Consider the following 17,484-nt stretch of genomic DNA (forward strand, 5'->3'; position numbering starts at 1 on the left):
GTCCGCACGCGCCCGGACCAGAACCCCCGCTCCTGATCCGGGCGCTCGTCCGGTCCGTGGGTGGGCGCCCCGCCGACCGGCAGGTCTTCCGCTCCGTGCGTCCGGCGAGTCCGGGCTCCGTACAGAGGGAGACCGCTCCCCGCCACCCCTCGCGCCGCTCGTCGGTCCCCGAATCCGCGGTGACACACCCGAACGCCACGCTCCGGTGGAGCAATCCCCGTAACCGACGGACATTCGGCTCAAGTCCAAGGACCGACGTGACGGAGACCTCGCACCCATGCCGACGCCCACCCTGACTCCCGACCGGCTCGACGACCGGGTCGCCCGCCTCCACGACACCAGTGCATGGCAGCAGATCGTCACCGGATGGGATCTCACCGCCGCCGACCCCGTACGCCCCGCCATCCCCGGCACCGCGGATGATCTGCGGGACCGTCAGTCGGCCGATTGGCGGGGCCTGCTGTCCGTACCCGTCGATCAGCTCATCGCCGAATCCGTGCGTGCTCTGCCTGCCGCCGCGCCGCACGAACGGCCCCTTCCCGGGCGGTTGGGCGCGATCCTCCCGGACCGGCTCCACTCCTGGCGGCGCGTCGGACAACCCGAGGTGCGGCCCTCCATCCACCTCGCCCACGCACGGCGGATCCTGACCGAGTGGGGCTGGCAGAACACCCCGTACCGACTCCGCAACGCCCGCGGCGCCCGGTGCGTCTGCGGGGCCATGCTGACCGCGCACCGCCTGGGCTACGGCTCCCTCGACACCGTGGACCGGGCCGGCACCTGGCTCGTCGCCGAGCTCCGCTCACGGGGCTGGACCGGGCTGATCGGGCTGTGGAACCGGCAGCCCGGACGTACGGCCGGCGAGGCGCTCGCCCTGATCGACGCCACCATCGAACGCGCCGCCCGCGCCGGGCAGTGACCCGCGCCGCGGCAGCACAAGCCGCCGGACCCCGCGGCCGATGAGGGCGTGCGGGGACTGCGTCACGGCCCGTGACCGGACGCGGCACCGTGTCTCAGTGACGGGTGAGCAGCGCTTCGACCAGATCGCGCAGCGGCCCGGTGAGGTCCTGCTCGGTGGCCGATCCGAGCGGCTCCAGCCCCGGAGAAGCGCGCAGCACCGTGATGCCGAAGGCCACGGACAGCACGAGCTGGGCACGCAGGAGCAATTGGTCGCCGGCGGGGTCGTCGGGCCGCCATCCGGCCGCCGTGGCGAGCCGTTCGCTGAATGTGCGCAACAGGCCGGTGCGCATCTGCTCGGTGCGCTCGTCGCCGGAGGAGCGCAGCAGCAGCAGCAGGGCGTCCCTGGGACCGTCCATGGCGAGCACGCCCGCGGTGTGGCTGACGATGATCTCCGGGATCTGTTCCAGGTCGGCCACCGTGCGCGCCGCGTCGACGAGTTCGTCGATGACCGCCTTCAGACAGGCTTCGAAGAGGCCTTCCTTGGACCGGAAGTAGCGGTTGATGAGCGCGACGTTGACACCGGCGTCATCGGCGATGTCGCGCACGGTGGTGGCCGCGTACCCGTCGTACGCGAAGCGGCGGCGGGCCGAGTCGAGCAGGAGCCCGCGGGTCCTGGCACCGGCGCCCCGCCGGGATGGCGGCGGGCTGTCGTCCGTCGGCGTCAGGGGCGCGGGACCTGCCTGGGAACTGCTGGCTTTCATGGCTGTCCTCTCTCTGCTCGAACGGTACCGCCCGCGCCGTTATGTAAACAGATGTTGACCTCACTCCCATACCTGCTTTAGCGTCTATGTAAGCAGACGTTTACTTTTGGCTCCGGCGAGCGAAAGATGCCCGGCAGCCCCCTCACCTTCTGGAGTCCCGAATGGACGCCCCCCAGCCCACGGCCCGCACCGGCGGTGTGGTCGCCACGCTGGCCCTCGCAGGCATCACTGCCGCGATCATGCAGACACTGGTCACGCCGCTCATCGCGGAACTGCCCCAGATCCTGCACACCACCCCGTCGAACGCGGCATGGGTGATCACCGTCACCCTGCTGGCGGGCGCGATCTGCGTACCGATCTCCGGGCGCCTCGGCGACCTGATCGGCAAGCGCCGCATGCTCCTCGCGTGCTCCGTACCGCTCATGGCCGGCTCGCTGGTCTGCGCCCTCGCCTCCTCCGTCGTCCCCATGATCATCGGGCGTGGGCTGCAGGGCATGGGCATGGGCATGGTGCCCCTGGGCATCGCCCTGCTGCGCGACGTGGTGCCGGCGGAGAAGCTCAGCTCCTCCATCGCTCTGGTGAGCGCCTCGATGGGCATCGGAGGCGGCCTCGGCCTGCCGATCGCCGCGGCGGTCGCCCAGTACGCCAACTGGCGCGTGCTCTTCTGGGGCTCCGCCGTCCTGGCCGCGCTGATCGCCGCGGCGATCTGGTTCCTCATCCCCGACATCCCGGCCGGAGCCAAGGGCCAGCGCTTCGACACCCTCGGCGCGGTCGGCCTCGGCGCGGGACTGATCTGCCTGCTGCTCGCCGTGTCGAAGGGCGCCAACTGGGGCTGGGGCTCGGCGACCACCCTCGGACTGTTCGCCGCCGCCGTCGTGATCCTGCTGGCCTGGGGCGCCTGGGAACTGCGCACACGGGAGCCCCTGATCGACCTGCGCACCACGGCCCGCCCCCGGGTGCTGCTCACCAATGTCGCCTCGATCTTCGTCGGCTTCGGGATGTACGCGAGCATGCTGGTCGTGCCACAGCTGCTCCAGTTCCCGGAGGCCACCGGCTACGGCCTGGGCCAGTCGATGCTCGCCGCCGGCCTGTGGATGGCGCCCGGTGGCATCATGATGATGATCGTCTCGCCGTTCGGCGGGAAGCTCACCGACGCGCGCGGCCCGAAGTTCACCCTGATCTGCGGTGTCCTGGTGCTGGCCGTCGGGTACGGCCTGTCACTGATACTCATGGGCTCCGCGTGGGGTCTCATGCTGGCCCTCATGGTCATCAACAGCGGCGTGGGCCTCGCCTACGGTTCGATGCCCGCGCTGATCATGAGCTCGGTACCGCTCTCCGAGACCGCCGCCGCCAACGGGTTCAACACCCTCATGCGTTCGCTGGGCACCTCGGTCGGCGCCGCCGTGATGGGCGTGGTCCTTTCCCAGCTGACGGTCACCATGGGCGGACACACCTTCACCTCCGAGAACGGCTTCCGCACGGGCCTGGTCATCGGCTGCGGCATCGCGCTGGTCGCCGCGGTCTTCGCGAGTGTCATCCCGGCCACCCGCGCCGTGTCGAGCACCGACGGCGGGAACAGGGTCGCCGCACCCGAGCAGGCCGCAGCCGAAGTCTGATCCGGCCATCAACCGCTCCGCGGCTGCCGCCGGCCCCCGCCTGCAGGGCCGGCGGCATCCACCCCGGTGCCACCCGATACACCGGCCGACTCCACCCGATACGCCGCCCGGCGAGCCTCCGGGCGGCGTATCGGGCACGCGAGCAGGGCCCCGTCCGTCGGCGCACACGCTGGTGCTGGCCGCCTCCTCCGGCGCCATCGTCGGCCAGGCCCCCGTCGAGGACGGCGCCGTGGCGGGCGGCATCCAGGCCACCGCTCTGCAGATCGGTGGCGCGCTGGGCACGTCCGTACCGGTCTCGCTGATCAGCAGCCGGGTCGGCTCGACACTGAGCGGCGAGCTGACCGGGGCAGGCGTCCCGGCGGATGTGGCTGCCGGGATGGCCGCGGCCAAGGACGCGGTGGCGATGGGGGTCGCGCCGGTCTCGCCCGCCATGCCGGCCCAGCTCCGGGCGGCCGTCGTGGAAGGCAGCGGCCAGGCCTTCATGAACGGTGTGCACGCGGCGGTCACCGTCACCGTCACCGTCACCGTCACCGGGATGCTCTGCCTGCTGGGAGCCGTCATCGCGACGGCCCGTCTCCGGCACGCCTCGGCGGTCGCGCGGCGCTGAACCGCCGACGGCCCGTCTCCGCCCCGGCCGGAGCGGACGCGGGCCGGGCACGTCCAGGGACCGGATGGTCGAAGAGAGCAGGTGGTCGGGGAGAGCAGGCGGTCGACGAGCCGAGTGGTCCGGGAGAGCAGGCGGTCGACGAGCCGAGTGGTCGAGGAGCTGGGCGGTCGACGAGCTGGGTGGTCGACGAGCTGGGCGGTCGACCAGCCGAGTGGTCGACGAGCTGGGTGAACGCACCGGCCTCCGGCGGGCGCGGACTGAGAGAGGACCTGGCGGTGCTCCGTTCGGCGCGCAGGCCGTCGCGTGGAACGCCCGGCGCCAAGCATGGCCGACCGCCATGGCCGCGGCCGAGTGAGCCGACGTCACTGACACCTCGCGGTGGCTATGAGACGGCGACACCTCGTGGCGGAAACATCACCACGCCCACCACGGCACCGTGACCCCGCACCCCCGTCAATATCAGCACGGCGGCATCGGCGCAGCAACATCGGCGGGCATCAGCCCGTGAACCCGGCTCCTCGGATTCCATGAACCCCCGACACCTGCTCCGCCGTGCTCGGCACCGCACCCTCCACGAACCCCGCCCCGCGCTTCGTCGGCGTGCAGGAACTCAGACGGTCCCCGTGCCCCGTCCGCCTCGCTTCGTGGCTCCCGCACGTCACCGCGCGGTTCGGGCCGCCGTTCAGAAGGGCTCGTCCAGGCCCGCCGTGTCCTCGCCCTCCTCCTCCAGCGCCTGCCGCACCACGCGCAGGGCCATGCCTTCCCCGTACCCCTTGCGGGCGAGCATGCCCGCGAGGCGGCGCAGCCGCTTGTCCCGGTCCAGGCCGCGAGTGGAGCGCAGCTTGCGCGCGACCAGCTCCCGGGCCGTCGCCTCCTCCTGCTCGGAGTCGAGCTGACCGACCGCCTCGTCGATGACGGCGGAGTCCACCCCCTTGGTGCGCAGTTCACGGACGAGCGCGCGGCGCGCCAGTCCTCGTCCGTGATGCCGGGACTCCACCCAGGCGTCCGCGAAAGCGGCATCGTCGATCAACCCGACATCCTCGAAGCGCGACAGCACTTCTTCGGCCGCCTCGTCCGGGATCTCCCGCTTGCGCAGGGCATCCGCTAGTTGCTTTCGGGTGCGCGGGGTTCCGGTGAGCAGCCGCAGACAGATGTTGCGCGCCTGCTCGACCGGGTCTCGCGGCTCCCCCTTCTCGGCCCTCGACGAGGAAGGGGAGCCGCTGCTCCTGGAGCGGGAGCGGGCACGTCGCCCCGCCCCCTCACCGAATCCGGCGTCCGAGCCGGTGCCACGGCCTGGACCGGCCTCCGGCTCATACGCGCCTTCGGACTCGGCCGTGTGTCTCGTGACGGTGGATTCGGGACCGGGACCGGCGCCATGGTCATAGGCGCTGACCGGCCATTCCGTACGACGCGTCACGGTCTAGCTCTTGGCCGCAGCCTTGGCCGGCTTGGTCTTACCGGCCGGAGCGGGCACCGACTTCGCGCTGTCGGCCGGCGCCGAGGCGCCGCCCGCCGCATCCGCACCGGCTTCGGCGGCATTGGCATCCGGCCTGACGCCGACCCCGAGCTTCTCAAGGATCTTCTTCTCGATCTCGTTGGCGAGATCGGGGTTGTCCTTGAGGAAGTTGCGGGCGTTCTCCTTGCCCTGGCCGAGCTGGTCGCCCTCGTACGTGTACCAGGCGCCCGCCTTGCGGACGAAGCCGTGCTCCACGCCCATGTCGATCAGGCCGCCCTCGCGGCTGATGCCCTGGCCGTAGAGGATGTCGAACTCGGCCTGCTTGAAGGGCGGCGCGACCTTGTTCTTCACGACCTTGACCCGGGTGCGGTTGCCGACGGCGTCGGTGCCGTCCTTCAGCGTCTCGATCCGTCGGATGTCGAGGCGCACCGAGGCGTAGAACTTGAGCGCCCGGCCACCGGTCGTGGTCTCGGGCGAGCCGAACATCACACCGATCTTCTCGCGGAGCTGGTTGATGAAGATCGCGGTGGTCTTGGACTGGTTGAGCGCGCTGGTGATCTTGCGGAGTGCCTGGCTCATCAGGCGGGCCTGCAGACCCACGTGCGAGTCGCCCATCTCGCCCTCGATCTCCGCACGCGGCACGAGCGCCGCGACGGAGTCGATGACGATCAGATCGAGGGCGCCGGAACGAACCAGCATGTCCACGATTTCGAGGGCCTGCTCACCGTTGTCCGGCTGGGACAGGATGAGGCTGTCGATGTCGACGCCGAGCTTCTTCGCGTACTCGGGGTCGAGGGCGTGCTCCGCGTCGATGAAGGCCACCGAGCCGCCGAGCTTCTGCGCGTTCGCCACCGCGTGCAGCGTCAGCGTCGTCTTGCCGGAGGACTCCGGTCCGTACACCTCCACCACACGGCCGCGCGGCAGTCCACCGACGCCTAGGGCCACGTCGAGGGCGGTCGACCCGGTGGGGATCACCTCGATCGGCTCGTTCGGCCGCTCACCGAGGCGCATCACCGCGCCCTTGCCGAATTGCCGTTCAATCTGTGCGAGTGCGGCGTCCAGCGCCTTCTCGCGGTCGGTTCCTGCCATGGGTTCCACCCGATTTGCTTGAGTCGATCGCTTCACGTCAAAGACGCTAACCCCTGCCACTGACAATGGGCCTCGACGTCCTCCCGGCCTGTGGACAACTCCACGGTCGGGCCCGGGAAAACCCGGCCGGAATCCCATAAGAATGGATGTTCGATTTCAGTGTCAAGCGCACCGCGCCGGACCGAATCCTCCTCAGGTGCCCTGTGCCGTCGAAGTTCGATCAGTGCCGGGTGCTGGTGGTCAGGGGAGACGGTGAGACAGCTCGCGGATGCGTACGCGGAAGACCTGCACTCCAGACTTGCCGCCTGCTACGAGCTGGGCATGACCCCAGCGCAGGCATCGACCGACCTCGTGGACAACCAGAACATCTCCATCCCGGAGCGCTCAGTTCCATCCTGGAGGCTCAGTCTGCCACCGCTTCGCACTGTTCGACCTGGAACACGGAACCGTCCGGCTCGCACAGGAGGAGGGATGACGGCGACAGCATCCGAACCAGAGAAGAACGGGCGGCCCACCGCCCGGCCACCGTGGCTCCACATGCCCCACACCAAGATCGAGATCACCGCAGAGCTGGTCCGGGATCTGTTGCACGACCAACGTCCCGACTTGGCCGATCACTCTTTGAGGCTCGGCGCGCGCGGCTGGGACAACCAGCTGTAGCGCCTCCGCGACGACCACGCCGAGCGCCGACCGGCCGCAGCCGGTCGGTCGCTGACCGACCACGCCGAGCAGTTCGCCCAGCAGCCGGCGTCAGCCACCGAGCTGTGGCTGATCCCCGACCCGAACGCAGTCCGCGCCATCCGGGAAGACGCCGCCACCGCGCCCACTTGCGCGGGGCCCGCACGGCTCCACGGCGACCTGCATCCGGCCAACCTCCTCACCACGGACGGCACCTTCTGCGGCCTGATCGACTTCGGCGACCTCTGCGCGGGCGATCCGGCCCGCGACCTCGCCGCCCCTTGGATACTGCTGCCGGACGGCGCCGCCGACCGCTTCCACGGCGCCTATCAGCCGGCCCCGGACCCCGCGCCCCTCGCCTTCCTGGCACGACGTCCGTGACCTTCAGTGATCCGCGCCACTCAACCTTCAATGACACACGCTCAAGGTTCGATGGTCACCGAGGGCGCACTGAGGTGACGCGATCGCGTAACCGCCACGCTCCGCCGTCTCCGGGAGCCCGGCGATCGTCGGCCGGGCGACGCGACGAGAAACCGTTGAGACGGCCCCGCCCACCGAGGCCGTCAGGCTCGCTCCGGTTCCTCCGGTGTCCCGGCCCCGCCCGGTCCGCCCCGGGCCTCCTCGCTCTCGGCGGCCCCCAGGGAACGGCGCAGCCGTGCGAGCACCGTCACGCCACGCTGCTGCTGGTGGCGGCCGTGTACCCGCGGGTCGTCCGTCACGTCGTAACGCTTCACGTAGGCACCGAGGAACGCCTGGAGCGTGGCCACGGCCGGAATCGCGATCAGCGCGCCCACCGCGCCCATCAACGCCGTGCCCGCGATCACCGATCCGAAGGCGACCGCCGGATGGATGTCGACGGTCTTGGCGGTGAGCTTGGGCTGCAGCGCGTAGTTCTCGAACTGCTGGTAGACCACGACGAAGCCGAGCACCCACACGGCGTACCAGGGGTCGACGGTGAACGCGATCAGCATCGGCAGGGCTCCTGCGAGATACGTACCGATCGTGGGGATGAACTGGGAGACCAGTCCGACCCAGATGGCGAGCGCGGGCGCGTACGGAACACCGAGGATCACCAGCAGGATGTAGTGCGCAACCCCGGAGATGAGCGCCATCAGGCTGCGCGAGTAGAGGTAGCCGCCGGTCTTGTCGACCGCGATCTCCCAGGCCCGCAGGACCTCGGCCTGCCGGGCGGGCGGCAGTACGGAGCACAGGGCGCGCCGCAGCCTGGGGCCGTCGGCGGCGAAGTAGAACGAGAACAGGGAAATCGTCAGAAGACGGAACAGCCCGCCGAGCACGGTGGTGGAGATGTCGAGCACTCCGGTCGCGCTGTTCTGGACATACTTCTGCAGCCAGTCCGAGTGCAGCAGGCTGTCCTGGACCTCGACCCGGGAGAGCTCGGTGCGGAAGTTCTGGTTGACCCAGTTGATCACCGAGTCCAGATACTTCGGGAACTCCTCGACCATGTCGACTATCTGGCCCGCAAGCATGGAACCGAGCAGTACGACGAAACCGACGCCGGCTGTCAGCACGACGAGAAAGACCAGGAAGGTGGCCAGGCCGCGGCGCATGCCGCGCGCCGCCATCCGGCTCACCGCGGGCTCTATGGCGAGCGCCAGGAAGAACGCGATCAGCACGTTGATCAGCAGCCCGATGAGCTGGTCGAACGCCCAGCTACCGAGCCGGAAACAGGCGTAGAGCGCCAGGGCGAGCACCATGGCACGCGGCAGCCATGCGGGCATACGGGCCGGTCCATTGCCGGACGGCGCGGCCGGCGAGGCGGACTGGGCGGGCTGGGTGAAAGTCGTCTGGGTCTGGGCTGTCTCGTCTGTCGGTGACACGGCTCCAGTCTCGCCTACGGCAGTGACAAGCAGCGGCCCGCCCCGGACAACAGCACAGGTCCGGCCGCTGACGAGCCGGAAATCAGCGCTTGCCGACGGGACGTCGGAACCAGCCGGGGCGCTCGCCGGCCGGAACGACTGGATCAGCCGGGATCAGCAATTCTCGGCGGAACGACTGGACCAGCAGGGTGAGCGTTCGTCGGCGGGGACGTCGGAACCAGCCGGGGCCCTTGCCGACCAAATCGACTGGATCAGCCGGGGATCAGCCGGGGATCAGCGCTTGTCGGCAGGGATGTCGACCGCCGTACAAACACCGCGCCAGACATCCTTGGCGTCCCAGCCCGCGGCCAGCGCCTGGTGCACCGTCCGTCCGCCCAGCTCGGCCATCACATGATCGCGTGCGAAGGAATCGGCGTAACCCGCGCCGAAGTGGTCCGCCATCCGTTCCCAGAAAATCGTCAACCGCATGACGTCAGTATCCCGCTCCTGAGAGTGCAGCCGGGCCGCTACGTCTTGCCGAGAGCGCTTACCGCCCTACGGTCGGTCCATGGCTGGAACCGGAACAAGTCCCCTCAATCGTGCCGAGCAGTTCATTTGGCTCACGGCCCGCGTCCTGGAACAGCGGCGGTTCGCCCATCACTTCCTGGAAGGAAGTGCGGATGCGGTGGAAACGGCGCTCGCCGCCTATCTGAACGAGGACGGCGGGTACGGGCACGCGCTCGAACCCGATCTGCGCGGCCCCGTCAGTCAGCCGTTGCACACCGCGCACGCGCTCAACGTCCTCGATTCCATCGGCCGCTGCGGCGGGATCCGGGTGGAGCGGATCTGCCGCTTCCTGACCGAGGTGTCCACCAAGGAGGGGGCGCTGCCCGCTCTCCTCCCGTCACAGCGCGGCTATCCGGCCGCACCGTTCATCCCGATCGTCGACGACCCGCCTGCGGAGCTGTTGGCCACCGGACCCGTCGTCGGGCTTCTGCACCGCAACGCGGTGTGGCATGCCTGGCTGTTCCGGGCCACCGATTTCTGCTGGGCAGCGATCGACGCCCTGGACCGGTCGCATCCGTACGAGATCGAGGCGGCGCTCGCCTTTCTGGACGGCGCTCCGGACCGGAGCCGTGCGGAGGCTGCGGCCGACCGGCTGGGCCGGCTGGTGCGGGACCAACGGCTCGCCGTTCTCGATCCGCAGCGGCGCGCGGAGTACCCGGTGGCGGCCGGATACGCACCGGCCGAGCAGCACTTCCCGTACGACTACGCCCGTACACCCGACTCGCTCGCCTGCCGCTGGTTCACCGGCGAGGAGCTGGAGCGCTCGCTCGACCATCTCGCGGCCGAGCAGCAGCCGGACGGCGGCTGGCCGGTGAACTGGCGGCAGTGGGCGCCGGGAACGGCTCTGGAGGGACGCCCCATCGTGACACTCAAGGCGCTGATGACACTGCGGGCCCATGGACGCAGCCTCGACTGGGACGGGGAGCGATGAAACGGGGAGCGTGAGCCCGGCCACGGTGCCTAACCGAGGGCGCGTACCCCCGCGGTGACGACCACGGCGGCCCCCACGACCACGAGGAAGGGCGCGCGAAGGACGAGTGCGAGCGCCGCCGCGGCAAGCCCCGCGCCCCGGGCGTCGAGCGTCAGGTGCTGGCCGGCTCCGAACGTCTGCTGCGCGGTGAGGGCGGCGAGCAGCGCCACGGGCAGGAGCGCGGCGAGCCGCTGCACGAGCGGACGTTCGAGGACACCGGCGGGCACCAGGAGTCCGAGAAGTTTGGCGAGGTAGCAGCCGACGGCGGTCAGCGCGATGGCGATCCAGACGTTCATCGGCTGTCCTCCGGCTCGGTCACGTCCGCCGTGGCCGTCTCCGCCGTGGACGAGTCCGCCGTGATCGTCCGCGTCATGGTCGTGCTCCCGTTCGTTCCGTTGCGGCGCCCGCTCAGGAAGAGGACGGCGGGTGCGGCGAGCGCGGACAGCAGGACGGGGACACCGGCGGGCAGTACGGGCAGCAGTCCGAGCGCGAGCAGGACCGCGACGGCGGCCGTGATGCGCTCCGTCGTGCTCTTGAGCATCGGTGCGAGCAGAGCGAGGAAGACCGCGGGCGATGCCGCGTCCAGCCCCCACGCGTCGGTGTCGCCGAGCGCCTTGGCACCGAGGGCCCCCAGCAGCGTCGTCAGGTTCCACAACGCGTAGAGGGTGAGTCCGGTGACGGCGAAACCGATCCGTGCGGCCCGCCGGGTGGGCTGCGGCAGTGTCACGGCGGTGGTCTCGTCGATGACCCACTGGGCGGCAAAGGGGCGGAGCGCGCGTGGAAGCGCGAGGAGCTGCGACAGCCGCAGGCCGTAGAACGAGTTGCGTACGCCCAGGAAGAAGGCCCCGGCAGCCGCGGTGTACGGATTGCCACCCACGGCGAGAGCGCCCACGAGGGCGAACTGCGAGGCGCCGGTGAAGACGGCGAGGCTGAGCACGCAGGTCTGCAGCAGGCTCAGTCCGGAGCCGGCCGAGGTCACGCCGAACGCGAAACCGGAGAGTCCGACGGCTATGCCCACCCCGAGCGCGTCGCGCACGACGGCCGCGTCCGACTTCGTCGCGACCGCGTCCGGCTGCGCCCCGGGGAGGACCGGGCTGCCGTGGGGCAGGCCGGCTGCTCTGCCGACGCCCTCTGGAAATGTTGTCTGTTCTGCCACGACCGGAACGTTACGGGGCAGATCCGGACCGGTCTTGTACGTTCTTGCACGTTCGCGCTGGGTTCTACGCCCTTGCACGTTCGTGCTGGTCCTGCGTTCTTGGAGATTCGCGCTGGTCCTGCGTTCTTGGAGGTTCGCGCTGGTTCGTACTCGCACGTTCGCGCTGGTACGCGCCGGGCGGCACCCCGACGATCCGGGTGAAATGACGATTGAGATGCGGCTGATCGGTGAAGCCGACCTCGGCGGCTGCCTCCGCGGGCGTCCTCCCCTCGTCGAGCATCCGGCGTGCGGCCCGCACACGGGCGTCGGTGAGCCAGGCATGCGGAGGCATCCCGTACTGCTTCTTGAAGGCTCTCAGCAGCGCGAACGGACTGGTGCCGAGTTCCGCGGCCAGCACGGCCAGCGTGGGCGGGCCCACCATTCGGCCTTCCAGCAGCGCGCGGGCCCGCGCGGCGTCGCGGGCACCGGCCGAGCGGGGCGCGCGGGCGGGCAGCGCGCTGCCGTGCCTGCTGAGCAGCCGCGCGACCATGACCCGCAGCACGGTGTCGGCGGCGAGCGCGTTGCCCTCCTCGGCGGCCCGGTGGACCTCACCGATCAGTCGGGCCGCGTACGGGTCCACGACGCCGGTCTCGGTGAAACCGACCGTGCCGCGCAGGCTCGTCGTATCGGCCGCGATGTCGTTGATCACTTGCGCGGACGGGTACAGCGTGGCGTACACCCAGCCCTCGGGAACACCCGCGCGGGCGGTGTGCGGCACCTCCGGATTGATCATGACGACGGTTCCGGGGCCCGCGTGGACGGTGCCGCCCGGCAGCCCGACGTCCTCCACCCCGCGGGTGATGGTGCCGAAGACATACCCCTCGTGGCTGTGGCGCGGGAAGGTGTGACGCACATACCGGGCGCGCAGCAGATCGAGGCCGGGCAGCTCCGCGTGCTGCCAGTGCCTCGCCCACTCTCCCGATCCCGGCTCCGGTACGGCCACCATGGGCGAATTCTCGCAGCTCCCGGACACGGTCGCCGGTGGCCGTCACGGCCGTTGTCAGTGGCGGGGTGCACGATGGGGGACATGGTCGGCTCTGCGCTCGATTCGTTCTCCCCTGCGACCCGCGGCTGGTTCGCGGGTGCCTTCAGCGCGCCCACCGCCGCGCAGGAAGGCGCCTGGCGCGCGATCGGCGAGGGCTCGGACGTGCTGGTCGTCGCACCCACCGGCTCCGGCAAGACCCTGGCCGCGTTTCTCGCCGCACTGGACGGGCTGGCGTCCGTCCCGCCGCCCGCCGAGGCGAAGAAGCGCTGCCGTGTGCTGTACGTGTCGCCGCTCAAGGCCCTCGCGGTCGATGTCGAGCGCAATCTCCGCTCACCGCTGACCGGCATCCGCCAGGAGTCGGTACGGCTGGGGCTGCCCGAGCCCGAGGTCCGCGTGGGAATCCGCTCCGGCGACACCCCGCCCGCCGAGCGTCGTTCGATGGCGACCCGGCCGCCGGACATCCTGATCACCACGCCCGAATCGCTGTTCCTGATGCTGACCTCCTCGGCCCGGGAGGCGCTGTCCGGCATCGAGACGGTGATTCTCGACGAGGTGCATGCCGTGGCGGGTACGAAGCGGGGCGCGCACCTCGCCGTATCGCTGGAGCGTCTCGACGAACTGCTTCCGCGGCCCGCCCGACGGATCGGGCTGTCGGCGACGGTGCGTCCGGTCGACGAGGTCGCGCGATTCCTCTCGCCGCAGCGGAAAGTGGAGATCGTCCAGCCACCGTCCACCAAGCGGTTCGACCTGTCGGTGGTCGTGCCGGTCGAGGATCTGGGCGAACTCGGCGGCTCGCCCGCCACCGACCCCGACCAGGCGGGCCAGGCGGACAAGCCGTCGATCTGGCCCCATGTCGAGGAACGCATCGTCGATCTCGTCCAGGAGCACCGCTCCACCATCGTCTTCGCCAATTCCCGCCGCCTCGCGGAGCGGCTGTGCAACCGGCTCAACGAGATCGCGTACGAGCGGCTCACCGGTGAGACGATCGCCGAGGCACACTCCCCCGCCGAGATCATGGCCGAGTCCGGCGCGGCGAAGGGCGCCCCCGCGCTGCTCGCCCGCGCCCACCACGGCTCGGTCTCCAAGGAGCAGCGCGCCCAGGTCGAGGAGGACCTCAAGGCGGGGCGGCTGCCGGCCGTGGTCGCCACCTCCAGTCTGGAGCTGGGCATCGACATGGGAGCGGTCGATCTGGTGATCCAGGTGGAGTCGCCGCCGTCGGTGGCCTCCGGGCTGCAACGGGTCGGCCGGGCCGGGCATCAGGTCGGTGCCGTCTCCACCGGCGTGGTCTTCCCGAAGTACCGGGGCGATCTGGTGCAGGCGGCCGTGGTCACCGAGCGGATGCGCGAGGGCTCCATCGAAGCACTCCGTATCCCGTCCAACCCCCTGGATGTGCTGGCCCAGCAGCTCGTCGCCATGGTCGCCCTGGACAGCTGGCAGGCGGACGAACTGCTGGCCTTGACGCGTCGCGCCGCCCCCTTCGCGTCCCTGCCCGAGTCGGCGTTCACCGCCGTGCTGGACATGCTCGCCGGCCGCTATCCGTCCGATGCCTTCGCCGAGCTGCGCCCGCGTGTCGTCTGGGACCGGGTGGCCGGTACGGTCACGGGCCGCCCCGGTGCCCAGCGGCTCGCCGTCACCTCCGGGGGGACCATCCCCGACCGTGGGCTCTTCGGGGTCTTCCTCGCCGGTGCCGACCCCAAGAAGGGCGGCGGCCGGGTCGGGGAGCTGGACGAGGAGATGGTCTACGAGTCCAGGGTCGGCGACGTCTTCACGCTGGGCACCACGTCCTGGCGGATCGAGGACATCACCCGCGACCGGGTCCTGGTGTCGCCCGCCCCCGGCGTTCCGGGCCGACTGCCGTTCTGGAAGGGCGACCAGCTGGGCCGTCCGCTGGAGCTGGGACGTGCGCTGGGTGCGTTTCTCCGGGAAATCGGCGGGATGTCTCCGGACGATGCCCGGCAGCGCCTGCTCGCCGCCGGGCTCGACGCCTGGGCCGCCGACAACACCCTGTCCTACATCGACGAACAGCGCCGCGCCTGTGGTCACGTGCCGGACGACCGGACCATCCTCGTCGAACGTTTCCGTGACGAGCTGGGTGACTGGCGGGTGGTCGTGCACTCCCCGTTCGGCGCGCAGGTGCACGCCCCGTGGGCGTTGGCGCTGAACGCCCGCCTCGCCGAGCGGTACGGCATGGATGCCCAGGTGATGCATGCCGACGACGGCATAGTGCTGCGGTTGCCCGACGCGGACCTGATGGGCCTGGACCTCCTGGACTTCGATCCGTTGCGGGACCCGGCGCAGGACCTTGCCCTGGATCCGCTACCGCTGCCGGGCCCCTCGTACGACAGCGAACAGCCGCCTGTCGGTGCCGCGGATGTGACCTTCGACCAGGGCGAGATCGGTCAGATCGTCACCGACCAGGTAGGCGGATCAGCGTTGTTCGCGTCACGGTTCCGCGAGTGCGCGGCGCGGGCGCTGTTGCTGCCGCGACGCAGCCCCGGCAAGCGCACCCCGCTCTGGCAGCAGCGTCAGCGCGCCGCACAACTGCTCCAGGTCGCCTCCGAGTTCGGCTCGTTCCCGATCGTCCTGGAAGCGGTCCGCGAATGCCTCCAGGATGTCTTCGACGTCCCCGGGCTCACGGAACTCATGGGTGACCTCGAAGCCCGTCGTGTCCGGCTGGTCGAGGTGACCACCCCGGAGCCCTCGCCCTTCGCCCGCTCGCTCCTGTTCGGCTACGTCGCCCAGTTCCTGTACGAGGGCGACTCGCCCCTCGCCGAGCGGCGCGCCGCCGCGCTCTCCCTGGACTCCCATCTCCTGGCCGAACTCCTCGGGCAGGCAGAGCTGCGCGAGCTGCTCGACGCCGACGTGCTGACCGAGCTGGAGCAGGAGCTCCAGTGGCTGGCCGAGGACCGCCGGGTCAAGGACATCGAGGGTGTGGCCGATCTCCTTCGCGTGCTCGGCCCGCTCACCGAAGCGGAGTTGGCCGAGCGCGGCGCCCGGCCACCATGGGCTCCGGAGCTCTCCGCCGCCCGCCGGGCCATCCGGGTCCGGATCGGCGGAGCGGACCACTGGGCCGCGATCGAGGACGCGGGACGGCTGCGCGACGCGCTGGGCACCGCCCTCCCGGTCGGCGTACCCGAGGCGTTCACCGAACCGGTGAAGGACCCCCTCGGCGATCTCCTCTCCCGGTACGCCCGTACGCACGGTCCGTTCACCTCCACCGAGGCCGCCGCCCGTTTCGGCCTCGGCACGGCTGTCACGGACGGCGCGCTGCAGCGGCTCGCCGCGACCGGCAGGATCGTGCAGGGCGAGTTCCACCCAGCCGGCATCGGTCAGGAGTGGTGCGACGCGACCGTGCTGCGCCGACTGCGACGCCGCTCGCTCGCCGCGCTCCGCCACGAGCTGGAGCCGGTCCCGCCGGCCGCCCTCGCCGGATTCCTTCCGCAGTGGCAGCACCTGGGCAACAACAGCCTGCGCGGAATCGACGGACTGGCCCGCGCCATCGAGCAGTTGCAGGGCGCGCCCGTCCCCGCGTCGGCCTTGGAGAAGCTGATCCTGCCGAGCCGGGTCACGGGCTACACCCCCGCGCTACTGGACGAGCTGACCACCACCGGAGAGGTCGTCTGGGCCGGGGCGGGTGCCCTTCCCGGAAAGGACGGCTGGCTCTCCCTCTACCTCGCCGACAGCGCACCTCTGCTCCTCCCGCCGCCGCACCCGCTCGAACTCAGCGCGTTGCACCAGTCCGTCCTGACTGCCCTGAACGGTGGCTACGGACTGTTCTTCCGGCAGATCTCCGATCAAGTCCGCGCCACCACGCACCCGGACTGCACCGATCCGCACCTGGCGGACGCCGTATGGGACCTGGCCTGGTCGGGCCGGCTCACCAACGACACACTCGCCCCGCTGCGTTCACTCCTCGGCTCCGGTCGCACAGCGGGGTCGACCGCCCACCGCGCCAAACGGAGCGTGCCGCGCGCGCGTTACGGCTCGCTGACCGCCGCCGCCCGGCCCGCGTCCCGCACCGGCCCCCCGACCGTCTCGGGCCGATGGTCCCTGCTCCCCGCCACCGAACCCGATCCCACGCACCGTGCGCACGCCCTGGCCCGCACCCTCCTCGACCGTCATGGGGTGGTGACTCGCGGCGCGGTCCAGGCCGAGGGTGTCGAGGGCGGCTTCTCCGCCACGTACCGCGTCCTCTCCGCCTTCGAGGACAACGGGCAGGCCCGGCGCGGCTATGTCATCGAGGGCCTGGGAGCGGCCCAGTTCGCGATGGACGGGGCGGTCGACCGGCTACGTGCCCTTTCCACCGCACGCGACCGTACGGAACCAGGCGCCGCCCGCCACGCCTTGGTTCTCGCCGCGGCGGACCCGGCCAATGCCTACGGCGCGGCGCTGCCCTGGCCCGAGCCGCCGGACGGCGCCGGGCACAAGCCGGGCCGCAAGGCCGGCGCCCTGGTGGTGCTGGTCGACGGCGAACTGACGATGTACATGGAGCGCGGCGGCAAGACGCTGCTGGCCTGGCCCACCGATCCGGAGGATCCGGCACTTCTCGCGGCAGCCGCGGCACTGGCGGCCGCCGCCCGAGCAGGGGCGCTCGGCACGGTCACGGTGGAGCGCACCAACGGCGCCTCGTCCCTGACCTCTCCTCTCGGCCGCACCCTGGAGGCGGCCGGCTTCCTGGCCACGCCGAGAGGACTCCGCCTGCGCGCCTGAACCACTCGCATCTCATTACTCCCCCACCACACCGCCGCACCCGGCTCCACGGGCCCGCGCCACCCACCCCGAACACGGCACGCGCCCGCACCCCCGAACACCTCACGCCCCCGGCGCTCCGCTCACTCCACGCCTG

The 17,484-nt window shown here is 71.0% G+C and carries 12 protein-coding genes and 2 pseudogenes; 6 read left to right on the top strand and 8 right to left on the bottom strand.

From position 1 onward, the window contains the following. The first annotated feature begins 277 nt into the window (after positions 1-277). Positions 278-916 carry a DUF6197 family protein gene (locus ACZ68L_RS24905; RefSeq protein ID WP_469580350.1) on the top strand — a complete coding sequence of 213 codons (639 nt, stop codon included), beginning with the start codon at positions 278-280 and terminating at the stop codon, positions 914-916. 94 nt (positions 917-1,010) lie between these two features. Here the strand turns inward: ACZ68L_RS24905 and ACZ68L_RS24910 are convergent, their stop codons facing one another. Then, positions 1,011-1,658, bottom strand: coding sequence for a TetR/AcrR family transcriptional regulator (locus ACZ68L_RS24910; protein WP_469580352.1), 648 nt, complete (start codon positions 1,656-1,658; stop codon positions 1,011-1,013). A gap of 161 nt (positions 1,659-1,819) precedes the next feature. Between ACZ68L_RS24910 and ACZ68L_RS24915 the strand changes: the two genes are divergently transcribed. After that, positions 1,820-3,274 carry an MFS transporter gene (locus tag ACZ68L_RS24915; protein WP_469580356.1) on the top strand — a complete coding sequence of 485 codons (1,455 nt, stop codon included), beginning with the start codon at positions 1,820-1,822 and terminating at the stop codon, positions 3,272-3,274. Between the two features lie 169 nt (positions 3,275-3,443). Then, a pseudogene (locus ACZ68L_RS24920) lies at positions 3,444-3,881 on the top strand (MFS transporter); the annotation flags it as partial. Positions 3,882-4,563: 682 nt separating this feature from the next. Here the strand turns inward: ACZ68L_RS24920 and recX are convergent. Together recX and recA are read right to left on the bottom strand one after the other, a co-directional pair. Continuing rightward, entirely contained in the window at positions 4,564-5,298 is a 735-nt protein-coding gene (recX, locus tag ACZ68L_RS24925; RefSeq protein WP_469580359.1) for a recombination regulator RecX, read from the bottom strand. Positions 5,299-5,301: 3 nt separating this feature from the next. After that, complete coding sequence (gene recA, locus ACZ68L_RS24930) at positions 5,302-6,426, bottom strand: recombinase RecA (RefSeq protein WP_469580361.1); 1,125 nt, start codon at positions 6,424-6,426, stop codon at positions 5,302-5,304. A gap of 537 nt (positions 6,427-6,963) precedes the next feature. Here recA and ACZ68L_RS24935 point away from each other — a divergent pair. Continuing rightward, positions 6,964-7,461 (top strand): annotated as a pseudogene (locus ACZ68L_RS24935) (phosphotransferase); the annotation flags it as partial. 206 nt (positions 7,462-7,667) lie between these two features. Here the strand turns inward: ACZ68L_RS24935 and ACZ68L_RS24940 are convergent. Together ACZ68L_RS24940 and ACZ68L_RS24945 are read right to left on the bottom strand one after the other, a co-directional pair. Next, a complete protein-coding gene (locus tag ACZ68L_RS24940) occupies positions 7,668-8,843 on the bottom strand; it encodes an AI-2E family transporter (RefSeq protein WP_469580410.1) in 1,176 nt (391 codons plus the stop codon). Positions 8,844-9,215: 372 nt separating this feature from the next. Then, positions 9,216-9,410 carry a DUF3046 domain-containing protein gene (locus ACZ68L_RS24945; protein WP_362203334.1) on the bottom strand — a complete coding sequence of 65 codons (195 nt, stop codon included), beginning with the start codon at positions 9,408-9,410 and terminating at the stop codon, positions 9,216-9,218. A 79-nt stretch (positions 9,411-9,489) separates the two neighbouring features. Between ACZ68L_RS24945 and ACZ68L_RS24950 the strand changes: the two genes are divergently transcribed. Next, positions 9,490-10,419, top strand: coding sequence for a hypothetical protein (locus tag ACZ68L_RS24950; RefSeq protein ID WP_469580364.1), 930 nt, complete (start codon positions 9,490-9,492; stop codon positions 10,417-10,419). A gap of 29 nt (positions 10,420-10,448) precedes the next feature. Here the strand turns inward: ACZ68L_RS24950 and ACZ68L_RS24955 are convergent, their stop codons facing one another. The 3 genes from ACZ68L_RS24955 to ACZ68L_RS24965 all read right to left on the bottom strand — a co-directional run bounded on the left by ACZ68L_RS24955 (position 10,449) and on the right by ACZ68L_RS24965 (position 12,599). Further along, positions 10,449-10,754 (bottom strand): AzlD domain-containing protein, encoded by a 306-nt coding sequence (locus tag ACZ68L_RS24955; protein ID WP_351082706.1) that lies wholly within the window; start codon positions 10,752-10,754, stop codon positions 10,449-10,451. After that, complete coding sequence (locus ACZ68L_RS24960; protein ID WP_469580413.1) at positions 10,751-11,566, bottom strand: AzlC family ABC transporter permease; 816 nt, start codon at positions 11,564-11,566, stop codon at positions 10,751-10,753. The genes ACZ68L_RS24955 and ACZ68L_RS24960 overlap by 4 nt, the downstream gene beginning before the upstream one ends. Positions 11,567-11,678: 112 nt before the next feature. After that, positions 11,679-12,599, bottom strand: coding sequence for a helix-turn-helix transcriptional regulator (locus tag ACZ68L_RS24965; protein WP_469580367.1), 921 nt, complete (start codon positions 12,597-12,599; stop codon positions 11,679-11,681). An 81-nt stretch (positions 12,600-12,680) separates the two neighbouring features. Between ACZ68L_RS24965 and ACZ68L_RS24970 the strand changes: the two genes are divergently transcribed. Next, the gene (locus ACZ68L_RS24970) at positions 12,681-17,348 is read left to right on the top strand and encodes an Lhr family ATP-dependent helicase (RefSeq protein WP_469580369.1); all 4,668 of its coding nucleotides are present in this window, start codon (positions 12,681-12,683) and stop codon (positions 17,346-17,348) included. Positions 17,349-17,484 lie beyond the last annotated feature (136 nt).

It is taken from the genome of Streptomyces sp. NPDC104309 (genome assembly GCF_055584025.1).